We start from the raw sequence: 17,341 nt of genomic DNA, 5'->3' as shown, positions 1-17,341 counted from the left end.
GTCTTTGAAATTCCTATCGGAAGCACGCCGAAATCCAATGAAAACCGATAGAAATGGCTCGTTATGATTTCAGCGAATCGGCCGTCGATACAGCAGCGGGGCCATTCGTTCGTTTCATCGCGCATCTCAGGCTCTGAGGCCGGCGGTGTCGTACCATCAACAGGGGTCTGATGCCTTGCTAGTTCACCGCATTACCATTGCCCTCGCCACGGCGCTGCTGCTCGTCGCGACAACGGCCTGGGCCGAGCCTTTTCCCTCGCGGCCCGTCACGCTGGTGGTGCCTTACGGTGCTGGCGGCACGACGGACATCTCGGCGCGTCAACTGGCCAAGCTCGCGGAGCCGATACTGGGCCAGCCCGTGGTCGTGGAGAATCACCCTGGCGGCGGCGGCATCAACGCCATGCGCTCCGTCGCTCGAGCCACCCCGGACGGCTACACCCTCATCGCGACGACCTCGTCTCCCTCGTTCGTGACACCGGCGCTGCGTGACGTGGGATACGATCCGATCCAGGACTTCCTGCCGCTGTTGAACTACTCAGGCCCCTATCACGGGGTGCTGATCAACGCCGACAGCCCTTATCGGACCCTGGACGAGTTGCTCGAGGCGGCGCGAAACGGCACGCGGCTGACCTACGCCACCGCCGGTGCGCTGAGCGGGGCTCGCCTCTCTTTCACCGCGCTCTCGCGGGAGACCCACGCCGATCTCCAACATGTCCCGTTCGACGGCGCCTCCAGCGCCACGGCGGCGCTGCTGGGTCATCATGTCGACATCGCCCTGGTCCCCGCCTACCGCGACCTGGTCAACGATGGGCGGCTCCGGCTGCTGGCGGTGCTGGATGACGAGCGGGATCCGGATTTCCCCTCGATTCCGACACTCGCGCAGAGTGGTCACGATATCGAGTTTCCCTCCATCGTCGCGCTGATGGCACCGCGGGGGACGCCAGCCGGGCGCATCGATACGCTCCGCGACGCCTTCACCCAGGCTGCATCATCGGATGCCTTCGCCAAGGTCATGAAGAAGCTGAACCAGCCGGTGCGACTCATGTCCGGCGAGGCCCTGGAAGCGGTCATCGAGAAAAACCTGGCCGACTACCGCGAACTGGCCAGCGAGCTGAAAAAATGAAGCCCGGCATCGAGTCATCTCAGGAGAACGCCGATCGCCGCGTCGGAGTGCAGACGCTGATCACGTCGGGGCTATTGCTCGTCGCCCTGGCTGGACTGTTCACGCTCTCTTCCCAGGTCACTGTCTTCGATTTCGGCGACAGCGGCCCGGATGCCCGCTTCTTCCCTAGGCTGGTCCTTGCGCTGCTGGCCCTGATGGCCGGCTTGCGGCTATGGCGCCACCGTCACGCGCTGGAGACCGCCCTGGGTTCAGCCAGAGACTGGAGTCGGACGCTGTTCGCGGTCGTGCTGATCGGCGTCGCCATCGCGGCGATGAACCTGGTCGGCTTTCTCGCCAGTGCCGCGATGGTCGGCATCCTGCTCTCCTGGCTGCTGGGCGAGCGGCGGCTTTCGCTGAGCGTGGTCCTGCCGCTGGTCGTCGCCGCGCTCGTCACGCTATCTGCCCGTCAGCTCTTGAACCTTCCGCTCCCCTGAATTCAGGCCATTCGAAGAGAACCCGTCATGCTGCTGGACGCCTTCTACGCACTGCTCGATGTGTGGGTCTTGATCGCCGCCGTGGTCGGCGTCATCGCGGGGATCGTGATCGGCGCGATCCCCGGACTGGGGCCCACCATGGCCATCGCGCTGCTGATTCCGGTGACATTCACGATGTCGCCGATTCCTGCCCTCATCCTGCTCCTCGGGGTCTACCAGGGGGCAATCTTCGGTGGCTCCATCTCGGCGATACTGCTCAACGTACCGGGCACCCCGTCGTCGGCCGCAACCGCACTGGATGGCCATGCGATGGCGCGCCGGGGCAAGGCGGGCGAGGCGCTGCGCATCGCGCTCTATGCCAGCGTCTTCGGCAATGTCTTCAGCTGTCTCGTGCTGATGCTCCTGGCACAACCGCTGGCCTCCCTCGCCCTCGATTTCGGCCCCGCCCAGATGGCGGAGCTGATGCTCTTCGCGCTCGCCATCATCGTGCTGTTCGGCGGCGGCTCCATCCTCGATTCGGCACTCATGACGCTCGTCGGTATCACCGCCGGCATCGTGGGGCTGGATCCGATCGAGGGTCTGCCCCGGTTCACCTTCGGCAGTTTCGCCGCCGAGGATGGCTTGCAGCTGATCCCGGTCTTGATCGGCCTGTTCGCGATGTCGGAAGTGCTGCAGCAGGCCTTCGGCGGCCATCGACAGTCGCGCCCGCCGGCCGAGGTGGGCAGCGTTTCCGGCCATGTCGGAATACTGGCGATGTGGCGGATGCGGGTGACACTGCTTGTGTCATCGCTCATTGGCACCTTCGTCGGCATCCTGCCCGGGATCGGCTCGACGGTACCCGCCTTCGTCAGCTACGGCTTCGCGCGCTCGCGTTCGAGACACAAGGAGACCTTCGGGCAGGGCGAGCCAGAGGGGGTCGCGGCTCCCGAGGCGGCCAACAACGCCGTCACTGGCGGGGCGCTGGTGCCGATGCTCTCCCTGGGCATCCCCGGAGACGCGGTCACGGCCGTCATCCTGGGCGCCTTCATGCTGCAGGGACTGACGCCCGGGCCGTTCCTGTTCCAGCACCACGGCGTCGAGGTCTACGCGATCTTCGAGGCACTGATCCTGCTGTCGATCCCCTGCGTCCTGTTCGGCCTGATGATGTTCAAGGGCGCCGTTCACGTGATCAAGCTCCAGCCTCGCCACCTGTTTCCGGCCATCGCGATTCTGGCCATCTTCGGTGCGTTTTCCGTCAACAATTCGCTGTTCGACGTTGGCGTCATGCTCGGCGCCGGTGTGATCGGCTTCCTGTTCCGTCGCTGCGGTTTCCCGCTGCCGCCGCTGCTGATCGGACTGATCCTCGGCCCCCCTCTCGAGGAGAGCCTGCGGCAGGCACTACTGACCAGCGGTGGCAGCGTCGATATCTTTCTGGACTCGCCAATCGCCCTGGGGCTTCTGGGTGTCACGGCGCTCTGTGCGCTGGGCGCCTCGTTACAGCGTCTTCGCCATCGACGCCAAGGAAACTGACCCATGCCGAACCACTCGTCGACGCCGCTTCGATGCGACTGCCATATTCACGTCTTCGACCGGGACAAGTCCTACGCCTCCTCGACCTACCAGCCTCCCGGCAAGGGCATCGAGGCGTTCCGCGCCGAGGGCATGGTGCGGGGAATCGGCCGGGCGGTGCTGATACAGGCCTCCATCGATGGTACGGATAATCGCTATCTGGTCGAGACGCTGCGTGCCCAGGCCGGCATCGAGCTGAGGGGCGTGGCGGTCATCGACGAGCAGACCGAGGGCCTCGACGATCTTGCCGCCGCCGGCGTGCGCGCTATCCGCGTGCAGGACAGGACCCGCCTGGGTCGGAACGATCTCGACCGGTTGCCGGTGCTCGCTCGACGGGCGGCGACCATGGATTGGCACGTCGAGCTCAATACCGAGCCTGCACGTTATGGCAGGCTGCAGGCACTGATGGCCAGTTTGCCGGCAGACCAGCCCCTGGTACTCGACCACTTGGGTCATGTATCGCCACACGACATCGAGCATCTCGCCGGCCTGAGCCGCCTGCTCGACACCGGCCGCGTCTGGGTCAAGCTTGCGCCGACGCGCGTCAGCCAGTCCCCGGATCGCTACGACGATCTCGCCCCACTGGTGCATCACCTGGCAGGGCGCTACCCCGATCGGTGTCTCTGGGGCAGCGACTGGCCTCATGTGATGACGGCGCCACCGCTGCCCAGCTCTTCGGCCATGATCAGATTTCTCGAGCGTGAGTTGACCAGCGCTCAATTCGAAGCCTGCTTTTCGAGTAATCCTGCCGCTCTTTATCGATTCTAGGCACTGCCTGAAAAGTACTGTGCTCGCCCATGCGGCGTTAAAAATCGGCTCAAAATACTCATTTACACCCCGCAAACTCCGCGTTTTCGCCGATTTTTGCCTTGCCTGGCCTTCGCTCGTCGACTTTTCAGACAGCACCTAGCGTCGCCGTTCGGATCGATTTCAGCAGCCTGGAATGGCATTCGATCCGACGACGACATACCGGACATTTCGTCTCGGGTCTGCAGGCATCACGGTTTCCATCGGCCCTGTCGACTCTCGTCTCGAGACCAAAGTTCTATAGACAATTCTCCTTTATAAGCAGCGATTTAAGTGAAAAATAACTAATCACGACAACCAGAAAAACGCGCTTTAGTGCCATCAGGATTTCATGTTCACTTTGAAAAAGTGGAGGCGTTCAAAGCGAGTCATCTCTCCCTGAAATTCGCCTCGATCACGCTCGCGGCCAGAACCTATTTCCTGGCCGCCGCTGGAAACTCGCCACCCGGCTTTCCCTCAAAGAGCGCCGACCGACACCAGGAAGGACAACTCATGAAATCTCTCAAGAATCGCCTGCTATCGAGCTTGATACTGCTGGGACTCGCGGCAGCCGGCACGGCCCACGCCACCAATTGGACCGGATACACCTACTCCTCCGTTTCCACCACGGCCGCCGTCAAGGGGATGGAGCGGATCGCCGACCGTGTCGAGAAAGAGACCGACGATGATCTGTCGATCACCCTCCACCTGGGAAAGACCCTGCAGATCGCCTCCAGCGACATCACCCAGGCCACCGGTGATGGCATCGTCGACTTCGCCGCGGACCTCTACTCCTCGGGCAACGTGCCAATCGCCCGCATTCTCAGCCTGCCGCTGCTCATCAACGACGATGAAGAGTGGAACAAGGCCTACGCCGTGATGAAGCCCTACCTGAAAGAGGGATTCGCGCAACAGGGCGTCACGTATCTCGGCAGCTACCGCTATCCGCAACAGGTCATCTTCACGAGCTTCGAGGTCGATTCACTCGACGATCTCTCGGGCCACAAGATCCGCGTCACCTCGCCGGAGCAGGGCGCCTTCGTCGAGGCTTTCGGCGGGTCGCCGATCACGCTCTCCGGTTCGGAGGTCCCGACGGCGCTGGAGCGCGGCGTCATCGATGGTGTGCTGACCGCCAGCGCCGGTGGGGCAAAGAACTGGCATGAATTTCTGCCCTACAACTACCGCCTGCCGGTCAATTACGCCTTCAGCGCCATCATCGCCAACACCTCGTCTCACGACGACCTCGATCCGGCGACTCGCGACACCCTCGACAGGATCGTCGATGAAGAGACCCGGCAGATCACTCGCGATTTCATCGCGGACGAAAAGGTCCAGAAGCAGAACCAGGCACAGGCGGGCATGACGATCGTCGAGGCGGATCCCGCGGATATTCGCCGGGCGCAGGAGGCCATGGTGCCCTGGTGGCACGAGTGGGCCAAAAAAGCGGGACCTGACCATGAGAAGGCCTTGGCCGAGGTGTTGAAAGCACTCGGTAAGTGAACCCAGGAGTCATGACGATGAGCGAAGCCCATCCGCAAGAAATCTCTTCGCAAGCGCCCTCTTCTCGGACGCCGCCCGGGCCGGCATCGGCCGGCTCCGTTTTCGACATCGTGGCGTCTCTCGTCCGAGCGATTGCGGGCGTCGCGCTGGTTGCACTCGTGGCGCTGGTCGCCGCGGAGATCGTTTCGCGCTTCTTCTTCAGCTATTCGCTGCGAATCGTCGAAGAGCTTGCCGGCTATCTCGTCGTTGGGCTGACACTGTTCGGCGCGAGCCTGGCCGTGAGGAAGAACAGTCTGTTCCAGGTCGGTTTTCTGTTCGATGCGCTCCCGCGGGCCCTGCGCCACGGGTTGAACCTGTTCTATCTGACGCTCTCGTTTGCCGTTTGCAGCGTGTTGATCTGGTACACCGCCCAACTGGTGATGAGTTCCTACCAGCGCGGCAACGTGGCACCCACCTTCCTGATGACGCCACTCTGGATCCCCCAACTGGTAATGCCAGTCGGGCTCCTCTTCGTTGCCGTCTTCATCGTCGAGCGCGGGCTGGTCGCCTTGCGCAACGGGGGACGTGACTGATGGACGCGCTCATCGCCTTTGGCGTGCTACTGATTCTGATCGTCGGCGGGTTGTGGGTTCAGTTTGCCGTTGGCGCCGCCTCGCTGATCTATCTCTGGCTGATGAAAGGTGCCGCCGGGTGGAAGGCGCTCGGGCTGGTGAGCTGGGGCGCCGCCAACAGCTTCACCCTGGCGGCGATCCCCCTGTTCATTCTGATGGCGGAAATCCTGCTGGCCAGCGGCCTGAGTGGACGCCTCTACAACGGTATCGCGCCATTCATGAAGCGCCTGCCCGGAGGCTTGCTGCACACCAATATCGTCGGCAGCGGTGTCTTCGCCGCCGTGGCCGGCGGCAGCGCACCGACGGCCGCGGCCATGTCCACCGTCGCCCTGCCGGCGCTGACCGCACGCGGTTACGACCGACGCCTGGTCGCCGGCTCTCTCGCGGCGGGTGGCACGCTGGGGATCCTGATTCCGCCGTCGATCACCATGATCATCTACGCCACCTTCACCGAGACCTCGATTGCCAAACTGTTCGCGGCGGGCCTGGTGCCCGGTATCCTGCTCGGCGCTTGCTACAGCCTGCTGATCATCGCGCGCGCACTGGCGAAGCCGAATCTCGTTCCCAAGGATACCCAGCAGCGCCAGTTCAAGGATTACCTGCGGGCCGCCTCCGACGTCTTCCCGTTCACACTACTGATCGCCTTCGTGCTGGGAAGCATCTATGCCGGTGTCGCCACGCCGACCGAAGCCGGTGCGCTGGGCGTCATCGGCGCAGCGCTGATCTCCGCGCTCTACGGCAAACTCAACGTCGCGATGCTGAAGTCGGCGCTGTCACGCACGCTGACGATGAGCGGCAACGTCCTGTTCATCGTCTTCATCTCCATGCTGTTTGCCTATGCCACCGCGCTCTCCGGCGTGGGAGAGGCGCTGGTCGATCGTGTCGCCGACGCGGGTCTGTCCCAGTTCTCGCTGCTGCTGATCCTGATGGTGGTGTTCGCCATTCTGGGCTGCTTCATGGAAGGGCTCGGCATGATCGCCATCATCGTGCCGGTGATATTCCCCACCCTCATGGCGATGGGTGTCGACCCGGTCTGGTTCGGCGTCTTCGTGGTGATCCTGGTCGAGCTGGGCCAGTTGACGCCGCCGCTCGGGGTCATTCTCTTCGTGGTGGCCAGTTCGGATTCGAAAACCCGGGTCGAGGACGTCGTCATGGGCGTGCTGCCCTTCTTCGCCATCATCCTGGCGTTTCTCGTCCTGCTGATCGGGTTCCCCGATATCGCACTGTGGCTACCCAATCTGACTGCCGGAGGTTGATCCATGGCGTTCCCCCACCCCGATCCCATCCTGATCGAAGCGGACGTCTTCACCACGCTGCCGCCCGCGCTTCGCCAGACCGGGAAGCCCTCGCCCTGGGCCGACAAGAACCGGCGCGGCGCGGCAGTGGACAGTTTCATCGAAGGCCCCTCTTTCGATCTGGCGGGCAATCTCTGGTTCGTCGACATCCCCTTCGGGCGCATCTTTCGTGCCTCCCCCAGGGGTGAAATCGAACTGATCGCGCAGTACGAGGGACAACCCAACGGCTTGAAGATCGATGCCAAGGGTCGGATTTTCATCGCCGATTTTCAGCACGGCATCCTGATGCTCGATCCTGACACGGGCAGTGTCACAACCGCACTGGGAGACGCCGATTCGGAAGGGTTCAAGGGCTGCAACGATCTCCATTTCGGCCCCGACGGCATGCTCTACTTCACCGACCAGGGCCAGACCGGGCTGCAGGACCCCAGTGGCCGCGTTTATCGCTGGGACCCCGACAGCGGCCGACTGGACTGTCTGATCGACAAGGTTCCCAGCCCCAACGGCCTGGTGCTGGACAAGTCCGGCCACACGCTCTACGTCGCCGTCACCCGAGCCAATGCGGTATGGCGACTGCCGATCTCCCGGAGTCAGCGCGTGGTCAAGGCCGGCCTGTTCCTGCAATTCTCCGGTGGCCGCGCCGGCCCGGATGGGCTGGCGCTGACGAGCGACAACGGCGTCGTGGTGTGCCAGACCGGCATGGGGCTGGTCTGGGTTCACGATGCGCTCGGCGTTCCCGTCGCCGTGGTCAGGTCGCCGAAGGGGCTGGGCACCACCAACTGTGCCTTCGGCGGCCCCGAGGGCCGGACGCTCTACATCACGGAATCGGATTCCGGTTCGATTCTGTGCGCCGAGTTGCCGGTTTCCGGTCTTCCCATGGCTTCAGGCTGGGGGCAGTAGCGCCCGCCCGCATGCCCATAGCCTATCTGTACAGGTCGATCCCAGCGCGATGATCCTCAATCTCGACGACTATGAAATCGCGGCCCGACGCCGCCTCCCGCGCCCGCTATTCCAATATGTCGCAGGTGCGTCGGAGACTGCCGCGGCACGCGAGGACAACCGCGCCGCGCTCGACGAACTGAAGCTGGTGCCGAGGGTGCTTCGCGGCGTGGAGGGCCGGACCCTGCGGCAGCGGCTGCTGGGAGAAGAGTGGGCGGCGCCCTTCGGCATTGCGCCGATGGGCATCAGCGCGCTGATGGCGCTTGACGGCGACAACGTCGCCGCGCGAGTTGCCGACCGTGAAGGCATCCCCTACGTTCTGAGCGGTTCGTCTCTTACCCGCCTGGAAGAGGTCATCGAGACCAACCCCCGAGCCTGGTTTCAGGCTTACGTGCCCGGCGAAGAGGACCGGATCGAGGCGCTGGTGGCGCGAGTCGCGGCGGCAGGCTACCGAACCCTGGTCCTGACCGCGGATACGGCCGTGCTGGCCAACCGGGAGAACAACCTGCGTGCCGGCTTCTCCACTCCGCTGCGCTTCACGCCCCGACTGTTGTGGGATTTCGGCATCAAGCCCCGCTGGCTGCTCACCACTTTCCTGCCGACGCTCCGGCGCCGGGGCATGCCACATTTCGAGAACTCCCACGCCCAGCGCGGCGCGCCCATCGTCTCTCGCCAGGCGGCGCGGGACTTCGGTCGCAAGGATCACCTGAACTGGGACCACGTCCGTCGAATTCGAGACCAGTGGAAAGGCAAGCTGGTCGTGAAGGGAGTGCTCTCCCATCTCGATGTCGCGCTAGCCCGAGACATCGGTTGCGACGGCGTCGTGCTGTCCAATCATGGCGGCCGACAGCTCGATCACGCCATCTCCGCGATCCGAGCGCTACCGCGGGCCAAAGCCGAGGCCGGCCACATGGTCATCATGGTCGACGGCGGCATTCGGCGCGGCACGGATGTCGTCAAAGCCCTGGCGCTCGGCGCCGACTTCGTCTTCATCGGACGTCCCTTTCTCTACGCCTCCACCATCGGGGGCGAAGAGAGTCTGGGCGGCGCGGTTCAGATCATGAAAAACGAGATCTATCGTGATCTTGGTCTGCTGGGCCTACGCTCGACCGGCGAAACGCGCTCTTCTCCCGTGCTGCATCAAACCTGAGAATCACGCCCTCCAACGCTCGATGCTGGATGGTTACCCCTGTCTGCCCGGACCTGGTCTCGGGCAGCCCGCCGTTCAAGCGTCCGGTGACCGGTTTCACGCCAGCGGCCTCCGGGCGAAAGAAGTCCACGCCGGGATCGGCGTGTCTCGATGCGCCGGCACAAGGAAGCCATGGCGAGACGCCAGATGTCGATGACAATCCGATTTTGATATTTGGAGACGATCGGTCTAAATTGGAGTCCATGCAGACACCAACGACCCCCAGCAGACGCCGCGGCCGCCCACCGAAGGTGGCGCGTACCAACCCGGACACCCGGGACGCCCTGATTCGGTGTGGCGTCGAAGTGCTCACCGAGCAGGGATTCGTCTCGACCGGAATCGATGGCGTGCTGAAACGGGTCGGCGTGCCAAAGGGCTCGTTCTATCACTACTTCGACAGCAAGGAGGCGTTCGGTCACGCCGTGCTGTCACGATACGCCGACTATTTCGCGCGCAAGCTCGACCGCTGGCTGCTCTCTTCCGAGCTGCCGCCCCTTGAACGGCTCCGCCGGTTCACCCAGGACGCCCAGGAGGGGATGGCGCGCCACCACTATCGGCGAGGCTGCCTGGTGGGCAATCTGGGCCAGGAAGTCACCCTGTTACCCGCAGGATTCGACGAGCGGCTGGAAGCCATCCTCCAGGACTGGCAACGCCGGGTCGCCGACTGCCTGCGGCTAGCCCAGGCGCACGGCGAACTGGCCGCCGATACGGATTGCGATACCCTCGCCGCTTTCTTCTGGATCGGCTGGGAAGGCGCCGTACAGCGAGCTCGTCTGAAGTGCGAGCCGACCCCCTTGGAGCTCTTCAGCCAGGAGTTCTTCGCTCGATTGCCCCGTTGAGATCGATCTCACCACCGTCAAACGCCCTCTCCGAATCACCGTTCAATGCTCAGGAGGTTCACGTGTTCAACGCCATTGTCGTGCAGCAGACCGAAGCCGATCGGCGGAGCCACGCCGCGCTGACGCAGCTCGACCCCGAATCACTGCCTCCGGGCGACGTCCTGGTGCGTGTCGAATGGAGCACGCTCAACTACAAGGACGCGCTGGCGATCACCGGCAAAGGGGCCGTCGTGCGCCGTTTTCCCATGGTGCCGGGCATCGACCTTGCCGGAGTCGTCGAGCACAGCGAGCATCCCGAATGGACAGTAGGCGATCGCGTCCTGCTCAACGGCTGGGGCATCGGCGAGGCGCACTGGGGCGGCCTGGCCCAGTACGCTCGCGTCGACGGCGACTGGCTCACCCGGCTGCCGCCCTCGCTGAACACGCATCAGGCGATGGCCATCGGCACCGCCGGCTACACCGCCATGCTGAGCCTGCTGGCGCTGGAGCGCCACGGCCTGACGCCGGATCGCGGCGAGGTACTGGTGACCGGCGCCAACGGGGGCGTCGGCAGCTACGCCATCGCCCTGCTGGCGGCACGCGGCTACCGCGTCGTCGCGGCGACCGGCCGCCCTCAGGAGTCGACCTTTCTCGAGCGGCTGGGTGCCGCCGAGATCATCGATCGCAGCGAACTGTCAGGCCCCGGAAAGCCCCTGGCCAAGGCGCAGTGGTTTGCCGCCATCGACTCGGTGGGCAGCCATACCCTGGCCAACGTCTGCGCCCGAACCTGCCCCGACGGCCTGATCGCCGCCTGCGGCCTCGCCCAGGGCATGGATTTCCCCGCCACCGTGGCCCCCTTCATTCTGCGTGGCGTCAGCCTGCTCGGTATCAACAGCGTCACCCGCCCTGCCGAGGAGCGCCGGCACGCCTGGGCACGACTCGCCGGGGATATCGAGCCCGCCCTGCTCGACGAAATCTCACGTGACATCCGCTTGAGCGAAACCCTGGAGGCGGCCGAACGGCTCCTGGCAGGAACCGTGCGCGGCCGGCTCGTGGTGGACGTCAATGGCTGACTGCCCATGGGCCGACATGCTGGCACGGGCGGAAACGAGGAGTGAGGGACGAAAGACTCCACGACGCCCCGCCCAATGCGTAGCGGTGACTCAATGGGACGCATACGATCAGGTCTCCAGGTGCCTGATCAGTTTCGCGCTGGTGGACGCCCCGTCGAGCTTGTTCACCCGTCTGGCCGAGGCCGTTCACCGCGGCTCGGAACGGGCGCCGGCAAACTCGGTTTCGATGAAGTCGACGAACGCTCGGGTGCGGGCGTTGCTCTGACGGCCACTGGGGAAGACGGCCCACAGGTCGATCGATGGCAGACGCCAGTCGGTCAGCACAGGGACGACCGTACCCGCCGACAATTCCGGCGCAAACATCCACTCGGAGGCAATGGCCATCCCCATCCCGGCCAGGACGCTCTCGCGCACGCCCTCGGCGGCATTCGTTCTCAACCGCCCACTCACGGAAACGTTCACACGCTGGCCATCTCGTTCGAACGTCCACTGATGGTCACGACCGGAAAGGTCATGGATCACGACATCGTGTTCGGTGAGCGCGGAGGGGTGTTCGGGAGTCCCAGCGCGCTCGAAATAGCCGGGCGTGCCTACCGCCCAGCGAGGGCATTGACTGATCTTGCGCACCGTCAGCGAGGAGTCCGCCAGTTCGCCCATCCGCAGGGCGAGGTCGATCCCGTTCTCGATCAGATCGATATTGCCGTCATTGAGCACGATATCGACTTCGATATCCGGATGGCGGGCAAAGAAGAGCGGCAATCGAGGAATCACGTGCAAGCGCGCGAACGTGACCGCCATGCAGACTCTGACCCGGCCGGATATGGCGGCCTTGTCTCCCTGGGCGACGCGTTCCGCTTCGTCGGCCTGTTCCAGCGCGAGCCTGGCATGCTCGTAGAAGTCATGCCCGGCCTGGGTCGGCGTCAGCCCCTGGGTCGAGCGCAGCAGCAACCGCACCCCGAGCCGCGTTTCCAGCTGCGCCACAGCCTTCGAGACTGCCGGCTGTCCGACATGCAACAGCCGGGCGGCGCTGGAGAACGAGCCCGACTCGTAGACCTTCACGAAGGTTTCCATCGCGGTAAAGCGATTCATGATCATGCCCCAGAAGTGTGCAAGGCCGCGCCGCTCGATGTCCGGTAAGGCGCTATCCGGCTCGTGACGATGCAGGAGAACGGCCCTGACCAAACGAGCGGCCTATTCCTGAGAGGAATAAACGATAGTCCAACTCCCTGTCTACCTGGCATCGGGCAAATCCTCGAATCTGCACCTGTCGCATCCCATAGGTCTGCCACGACAGCGAGGAATCCCCATGACGACATTTACCACGTATACCGCCGACACCGCTCCGGAAGCTTCCCGGTCAGGGCTGGCTGCCACCAAAGCCGCTTTCGGCTTCGTCCCGAACCTGCAGGGCAACATGGCCGAATCGCCGGAACTGCTGGCGGGCTACGCCACCCTGTGGGACCTGTTCGGCAAGACGACGCTCACGCCCCACGAACAGCAGGTCGTCTACATGAGCTCGAACTTCGAGAACGAATGCCACTACTGCATGGCCGGTCACAGCACCCTGGCCAAGATGCAGAAAATGGACCCTGCGGTCATCGAAGCGCTGCGCGCCGGCACCGCCCTGCCGGACGCCAGGCTCGAAGCCCTGCATCGGTTCGCCACGCTGGTGGTACGCCATCGCGGCTGGGTCTCCGATGACGATACCGAGGCCTTCCTCGCCGCCGGTTATACCCGCCGCAATGTGTTCGAGGTGATTCTCGGTGTCGCGACCAAGGTGATGAGCAACTACACGAACCATATCGCCCATACCCAGCTCGATGACTTCATGAAAGGCAACGAGTGGACCAAGCCCGGCACCGCCGGCGCCTGAACTCGGCGCCCTCTGCAACTCGACCTGACGACAACGCGCCGCACTACCCAGGAGAACCTCATGTCACTTCAAGCCAGACTGGACGCTTTCAAGGCGGACTTCGAAGCCGGTAACCCGCCCTACAACATGTCACCGGCGATGATCGCGACGATGCATCGCGCGACCGCCGCCCTGATCGAGTCCGGCGCTGCCGAAAACGCCAGGCAGGTCGGCGACAAGGCCCCCTCGTTCGAACTCAAGGACCCGGAAGGCAGGGTCGTCAGGTCAGAGGATCTGCTGGAGTACGGGCCGCTGATCGTGAGCTTCTACCGCGGGGTATGGTGCCCTTACTGCAACATGGAGCTACAGGCACTCGAGGCCGCCAAGCCGGCATTCGAGCGCCTGGGCGCCTCGCTCGTCGCCATCTCGCCCCAGACGGCCCCCAACAGCCGCAAGTCAGTGCGGCAGAACCGGCTGACGTTTCCGATCCTGTCGGATACCCGGGGCGACATTGGCGCCGCCTTCGGCCTGCGCTTCTCGCTTCCTCCCGATCTGGTCGACCTCTACAAGACGCTGAAAAACGACCTGCCGACGTTCAACGACGATCCCAGTTGGTCCCTGCCGATGCCGGCGCGCTATCTGATCGGACAGGACGGGACCATCCTCTACGCGGACGTGAACCCGGACTATACCCGGCGGCCCGAGCCCGAAGCGCTGATCGCCGTGCTGGAAGCGCACCAGCCCACCAGTGCCTGATACCACCACCTGAAATGACGGCCCTGGCAAGGGTCGTTCTCACGGGAGTTCGTCATGAACCCACGCACGTTTCTCATCACCGGCGCGACCAAAGGTATCGGGCTCGCGCTATCCCGTCGGCTCGTCTCGGCCGGGCACCGCGTCGTGGGATTGGCGCGCAGCGATGCCGATTTCCCCGGCGAACTCGTCACCACCGATCTCGCGGACCGGTCACAGACGGCACGGGTGCTCGATGACCTGACCGAACGTCATGCATTCGATGGCGTGATCAACAACGTCGGCCTGGTGCGTCCGCAACGGCTGGGCGAGATCCGGCATGACGACATGGACGCGGTGTTTTCCGTGAATCTGCACGCCGCCGTGCAGGTGGCCCAGGCGGCACTGCCCGCCATGCGCCGGCAAGGCTGGGGGCGGATCGTCAATATCTCGAGCCTGACGATTCTCGGGATCACCGATCGCACCGCCTACGCCGCAGCGAAGGCCGGCCTCGTCAGCTTCAGCCGCTCGTGGGCGCTCGAACTCGCCGACACCGGTATCACCGTCAATGCCATCGCCCCCGGCCCGACCGAAACCGAACTCTTCCGCGTCAACAACCCGCCTGGCAGCGATGGGGAGCGCCGCTACCTCTCCGGCGTTCCCATGGGTCGCTTCGGCAAGCCCGAAGAGATCGCCGCCGGTATCGAGTTCTTCCTCTCGGAAGACGCCAGCTTCATTACCGGACAGACGCTCTTCATCGACGGCGGCGCCTCGATCGGCAAGGCCGCTTTCTAAAGAACGCCTCGGCCCGGTTTCCCGGGCCGAGGCGCGATCGGACGTCGATAGCGATTCATACCACCAGCGGCGCGAGCCTGGGGGCGATCATGTTCTCCGGGCGCAGGATATCGGCGAGCGAGGCTTGATCGAGCAAATTCTCCTCCAGCACCAGCTCCAGCACGCCACGGCCGGAGACCAGCGCCTCGCGGGCGATGCGCGTGGCGTTGTCGTAGCCGATATGCGGGTTGAGCGCGGTGACCAGCCCGATCGAACGCTCCACCATCTCGCGGCAGTGGGCCTCGTTGGCGGTGATGCCCTCGATGCAGTGCTCGCGCAGCATGTGCATGGCGCGGGTCAGCAGGCGGATGGAGTCGAACAGCTTGTAGGCGATCAACGGCTCCATCACGTTGAGCTGGAGCTGCCCGCCCTCGGCGGCCATGGTCAGCGCCAGGTCGTTGCCGATCACCTCGAACGCCACCTGGTTGACCGCCTCGGGAATCACCGGATTGACCTTGCCGGGCATGATCGAACTGCCGGGTTGGCGCGGCGGCAGGTTGATCTCGTTGAAGCCGGCGCGCGGGCCGCTGGAGAGCAGGCGCAGGTCGTTGCAGATCTTGGAGAGCTTCACCGCCAGGCGCTTCAACATGCCCGAGAAGAGCACGAACGCGCCCATGTCGGAGGTGGCCTCGATCAGGTCCTGGGCCGGCACCAGCGGCTGGCCGCTGATCGCGCCGAGGCGCGCCACCGCCAGGCGCTGGTAGCGCGGGTCGGAGTTGATCCCGGTGCCGATGGCGGTGCCGCCCAGGTTGACCTCGCACAGCAGGCGCGGAATCTGCGCCTCCAGGTGGCCCAGGTCCTCGCCCAGGGTGGTGGCGAAGGCGTTGAACTCCTGACCTAGCGTCATCGGCACCGCGTCCTGCAACTGGGTACGGCCCATCTTGAGCACGTCGGCGAAGGCCGCGCCCTTGTCCGCCAGCGCGTCGCGCAGCTGCGCCAGGCTGCCCAGCAGCGCATCGTGGCCCAGCAGCAGACCGAGGCGGATCGCGGTGGGGTAAGCGTCGTTGGTCGACTGCGCCATGTTGACGTGGTTGTTGGGGTGCAGGTGCGCGTAGTCGCCCTTGGCGTGGCCGAGATGTTCGAGTGCCAGATTGGCGATCACCTCGTTGGCGTTCATGTTGGTCGAGGTACCCGCCCCGCCCTGGATCATATCGACCACGAACTGATCGTGGTGCTCGCCGGCAATCAGCGTCTGGCAGGCGTGGCGGATCGCCTCCAGCCGGGTGGCGTCGAGATAGCCCAGCTCGTGATTGGCCTCCGCCGCGGCCTGCTTGACCATGGCCAGCGCGATCACCAACTTGGGGTAATGCGCCAGGGGCACGCCGCTCAGGTGGAAGTTCTCCACCGCGCGCTGGGTCTGGATGCCGTAATAGGCGCTCTGGGGCACGGGCAGCACGCCCAGCAGGTCCTTCTCTTCACGGGTGGGGATCGCGTCGGCGTCAGTGCCGAGATCCGGGGTCGCCATCATGGTGGGTATCGTCTTCAGTCAGGGGGTTCGAACGGCCTGGGCACCGGGTTGCCGGCGCCGCTGGGCGTAAGGTAACGCCGCGCCGGGTCGCCTGCCCAATGCCGTTACGTGGTAGTGCATGCGTGGGTGGTATGGCTGGGAGAGCGGCATTACAGCGGCGAAGAAAGGTAGGCGCCTCTTACGAGGCGCGGTGGGCTCGCGCGGACTGGAGCCATGTCGTCCGCGATACGCATGTGCCGGAAGAGCGCCTCACTCTGGAAGCGCGGCCCCTGCCCGCGGGCGGTCATGCGAATCGCCGCTACCAGAGGGTGTAGCCGCCATCCACCACGACGATGGAGCCGGTCATGAAACTCGAAGCGTTGCTGGCCATGTAGACGATGGTGGGGCCGAGCTCGGCGGGTGTGGCAGCACGCTGCATGGGCGCGTCGTCTATCCAGCGCGGCTTGAAGCGGGGATCGTCGACCGGCGCCATCGCGGTCTTGACGTAGCCGGGGGCCAGCGCGTTGACACGAATTCCGTACGGCGCCCACTCGGCGGCCAACGACTTGGTCAATTGGTGCACGGCAGCCTTGGAGGCGTTGTAGGCGGGCTGCATCTGCGGACGATTGACGATCATCGCCGAGATCGAGCCGATGTTGATGATCACGCCACCGCGCGACTGCATTCGCCGGCCGGCGGCCTGGGCGCAGTACCACAGGCCGTGGACATTGATATCGAAGATATCGCGCCAGCGTGCGGGGGTGACCTCCAGTGCTGGCGCATGCTGGCAGGCGCCGGCGTTGTTGAGGAAGATATCGACCGGGCCGAGGCCGGCTTCGACCTCGTCGAGCAGGGCGTCCGCCGCCTCGGGTTGGGTAACGTCGACCTCCACCGCCATGGCGCGGTGCCCGGCATCGGTCAGGGCCTTGACCACTTCCAGGCTGCGGGCGTGTCCGCGGGCGGCGATGGCGACCTTCGCGCCGGCCTCGGCCAGAGCGTGGGCGAACGCCTCGCCGAGCCCGCCGTTGCCACCGGTGACCACGGCGACCTTGCCGCTCAGGTCGAACTGCGACATCACGTTCATGCTGGTCTCCTCCCTCTGCTGAAGTGTGGACTCGCCT

The 17,341-nt window shown here is 64.7% G+C and carries 17 protein-coding genes; 14 read left to right on the top strand and 3 right to left on the bottom strand.

Going from position 1 to position 17,341, the window contains the following annotated elements; all coding sequences use genetic code 11:
• The first annotated feature begins 175 nt into the window (after positions 1–175).
• The 11 genes from AAGT95_RS06480 to AAGT95_RS06430 all read left to right on the top strand — a co-directional run bounded on the left by AAGT95_RS06480 (position 176) and on the right by AAGT95_RS06430 (position 11,355).
• Positions 176–1,123 carry a tripartite tricarboxylate transporter substrate binding protein gene (locus tag AAGT95_RS06480; RefSeq protein ID WP_342595942.1) on the top strand — a complete coding sequence of 316 codons (948 nt, stop codon included), beginning with the start codon at positions 176–178 and terminating at the stop codon, positions 1,121–1,123.
• Positions 1,120–1,596 carry a tripartite tricarboxylate transporter TctB family protein gene (locus AAGT95_RS06475; protein ID WP_342595941.1) on the top strand — a complete coding sequence of 159 codons (477 nt, stop codon included), beginning with the start codon at positions 1,120–1,122 and terminating at the stop codon, positions 1,594–1,596. The genes AAGT95_RS06480 and AAGT95_RS06475 overlap by 4 nt, the downstream gene beginning before the upstream one ends.
• 27 nt (positions 1,597–1,623) lie before the next feature.
• Positions 1,624–3,105 carry a tripartite tricarboxylate transporter permease gene (locus tag AAGT95_RS06470; RefSeq protein WP_342595940.1) on the top strand — a complete coding sequence of 494 codons (1,482 nt, stop codon included), beginning with the start codon at positions 1,624–1,626 and terminating at the stop codon, positions 3,103–3,105.
• 3 nt (positions 3,106–3,108) lie between these two features.
• Positions 3,109–3,912 carry an amidohydrolase family protein gene (locus tag AAGT95_RS06465; protein WP_342595939.1) on the top strand — a complete coding sequence of 268 codons (804 nt, stop codon included), beginning with the start codon at positions 3,109–3,111 and terminating at the stop codon, positions 3,910–3,912.
• Between the two features lie 531 nt (positions 3,913–4,443).
• Positions 4,444–5,430, top strand: a complete 987-nt coding sequence (gene dctP, locus AAGT95_RS06460; RefSeq protein ID WP_342595938.1) for a TRAP transporter substrate-binding protein DctP — start codon at positions 4,444–4,446, stop codon at positions 5,428–5,430.
• Positions 5,431–5,447: 17 nt separating this feature from the next.
• Positions 5,448–6,002, top strand: coding sequence for a TRAP transporter small permease (locus AAGT95_RS06455; protein ID WP_342595937.1), 555 nt, complete (start codon positions 5,448–5,450; stop codon positions 6,000–6,002).
• Positions 6,002–7,297 carry a TRAP transporter large permease gene (locus AAGT95_RS06450; RefSeq protein WP_110601886.1) on the top strand — a complete coding sequence of 432 codons (1,296 nt, stop codon included), beginning with the start codon at positions 6,002–6,004 and terminating at the stop codon, positions 7,295–7,297. Before AAGT95_RS06455 ends, AAGT95_RS06450 begins: the two co-directional genes overlap by 1 nt.
• A gap of 3 nt (positions 7,298–7,300) precedes the next feature.
• A complete protein-coding gene (locus AAGT95_RS06445) occupies positions 7,301–8,236 on the top strand; it encodes an SMP-30/gluconolactonase/LRE family protein (RefSeq protein ID WP_110601885.1) in 936 nt (311 codons plus the stop codon).
• A gap of 49 nt (positions 8,237–8,285) precedes the next feature.
• Positions 8,286–9,425: an alpha-hydroxy acid oxidase gene (locus AAGT95_RS06440; protein WP_342595936.1), complete on the top strand. Its 1,140-nt coding sequence runs from the start codon at positions 8,286–8,288 to the stop codon at positions 9,423–9,425.
• A gap of 242 nt (positions 9,426–9,667) precedes the next feature.
• Entirely contained in the window at positions 9,668–10,303 is a 636-nt protein-coding gene (locus AAGT95_RS06435; protein WP_342595935.1) for a TetR/AcrR family transcriptional regulator, read from the top strand.
• Between the two features lie 62 nt (positions 10,304–10,365).
• Positions 10,366–11,355 carry an MDR family oxidoreductase gene (locus AAGT95_RS06430; RefSeq protein ID WP_342595934.1) on the top strand — a complete coding sequence of 330 codons (990 nt, stop codon included), beginning with the start codon at positions 10,366–10,368 and terminating at the stop codon, positions 11,353–11,355.
• Between the two features lie 186 nt (positions 11,356–11,541).
• Here the strand turns inward: AAGT95_RS06430 and AAGT95_RS06425 are convergent, their stop codons facing one another.
• Positions 11,542–12,444, bottom strand: a complete 903-nt coding sequence (locus tag AAGT95_RS06425; RefSeq protein ID WP_342595933.1) for a LysR family transcriptional regulator — start codon at positions 12,442–12,444, stop codon at positions 11,542–11,544.
• Between the two features lie 217 nt (positions 12,445–12,661).
• Here AAGT95_RS06425 and AAGT95_RS06420 point away from each other — a divergent pair, with 217 nt between their 5' ends.
• Genes AAGT95_RS06420 through AAGT95_RS06410 form a run of 3 tightly spaced genes read left to right on the top strand, consistent with a single transcriptional unit; the run spans position 12,662 to position 14,734 of the window.
• Entirely contained in the window at positions 12,662–13,228 is a 567-nt protein-coding gene (locus AAGT95_RS06420) for a carboxymuconolactone decarboxylase family protein (RefSeq protein WP_342595932.1), read from the top strand.
• Positions 13,229–13,288: 60 nt separating this feature from the next.
• A complete protein-coding gene (locus AAGT95_RS06415; protein WP_342595931.1) occupies positions 13,289–13,963 on the top strand; it encodes a peroxiredoxin-like family protein in 675 nt (224 codons plus the stop codon).
• A 54-nt stretch (positions 13,964–14,017) separates the two neighbouring features.
• On the top strand, positions 14,018–14,734 hold the full coding sequence (locus AAGT95_RS06410) for an SDR family oxidoreductase (RefSeq protein ID WP_342595930.1): 717 nt from the start codon (positions 14,018–14,020) through the stop codon (positions 14,732–14,734).
• Between the two features lie 55 nt (positions 14,735–14,789).
• Here the strand turns inward: AAGT95_RS06410 and AAGT95_RS06405 are convergent, their stop codons facing one another.
• Both AAGT95_RS06405 and AAGT95_RS06400 read right to left on the bottom strand, forming a co-directional pair.
• A complete protein-coding gene (locus AAGT95_RS06405; protein ID WP_342595929.1) occupies positions 14,790–16,241 on the bottom strand; it encodes an aspartate ammonia-lyase in 1,452 nt (483 codons plus the stop codon).
• 298 nt (positions 16,242–16,539) lie between these two features.
• On the bottom strand, positions 16,540–17,304 hold the full coding sequence (locus AAGT95_RS06400) for an SDR family oxidoreductase (protein WP_110601879.1): 765 nt from the start codon (positions 17,302–17,304) through the stop codon (positions 16,540–16,542).
• Positions 17,305–17,341 lie beyond the last annotated feature (37 nt).

The sequence above is a fragment of the Salinicola lusitanus genome, assembly GCF_038648475.1.
In the GTDB taxonomy this organism is placed as follows: domain Bacteria; phylum Pseudomonadota; class Gammaproteobacteria; order Pseudomonadales; family Halomonadaceae; genus Salinicola; species Salinicola lusitanus.
The sequence above is the reverse complement of the archived record's forward strand: the minus strand, read 5'-3'. Positions and strand labels throughout refer to the sequence as shown.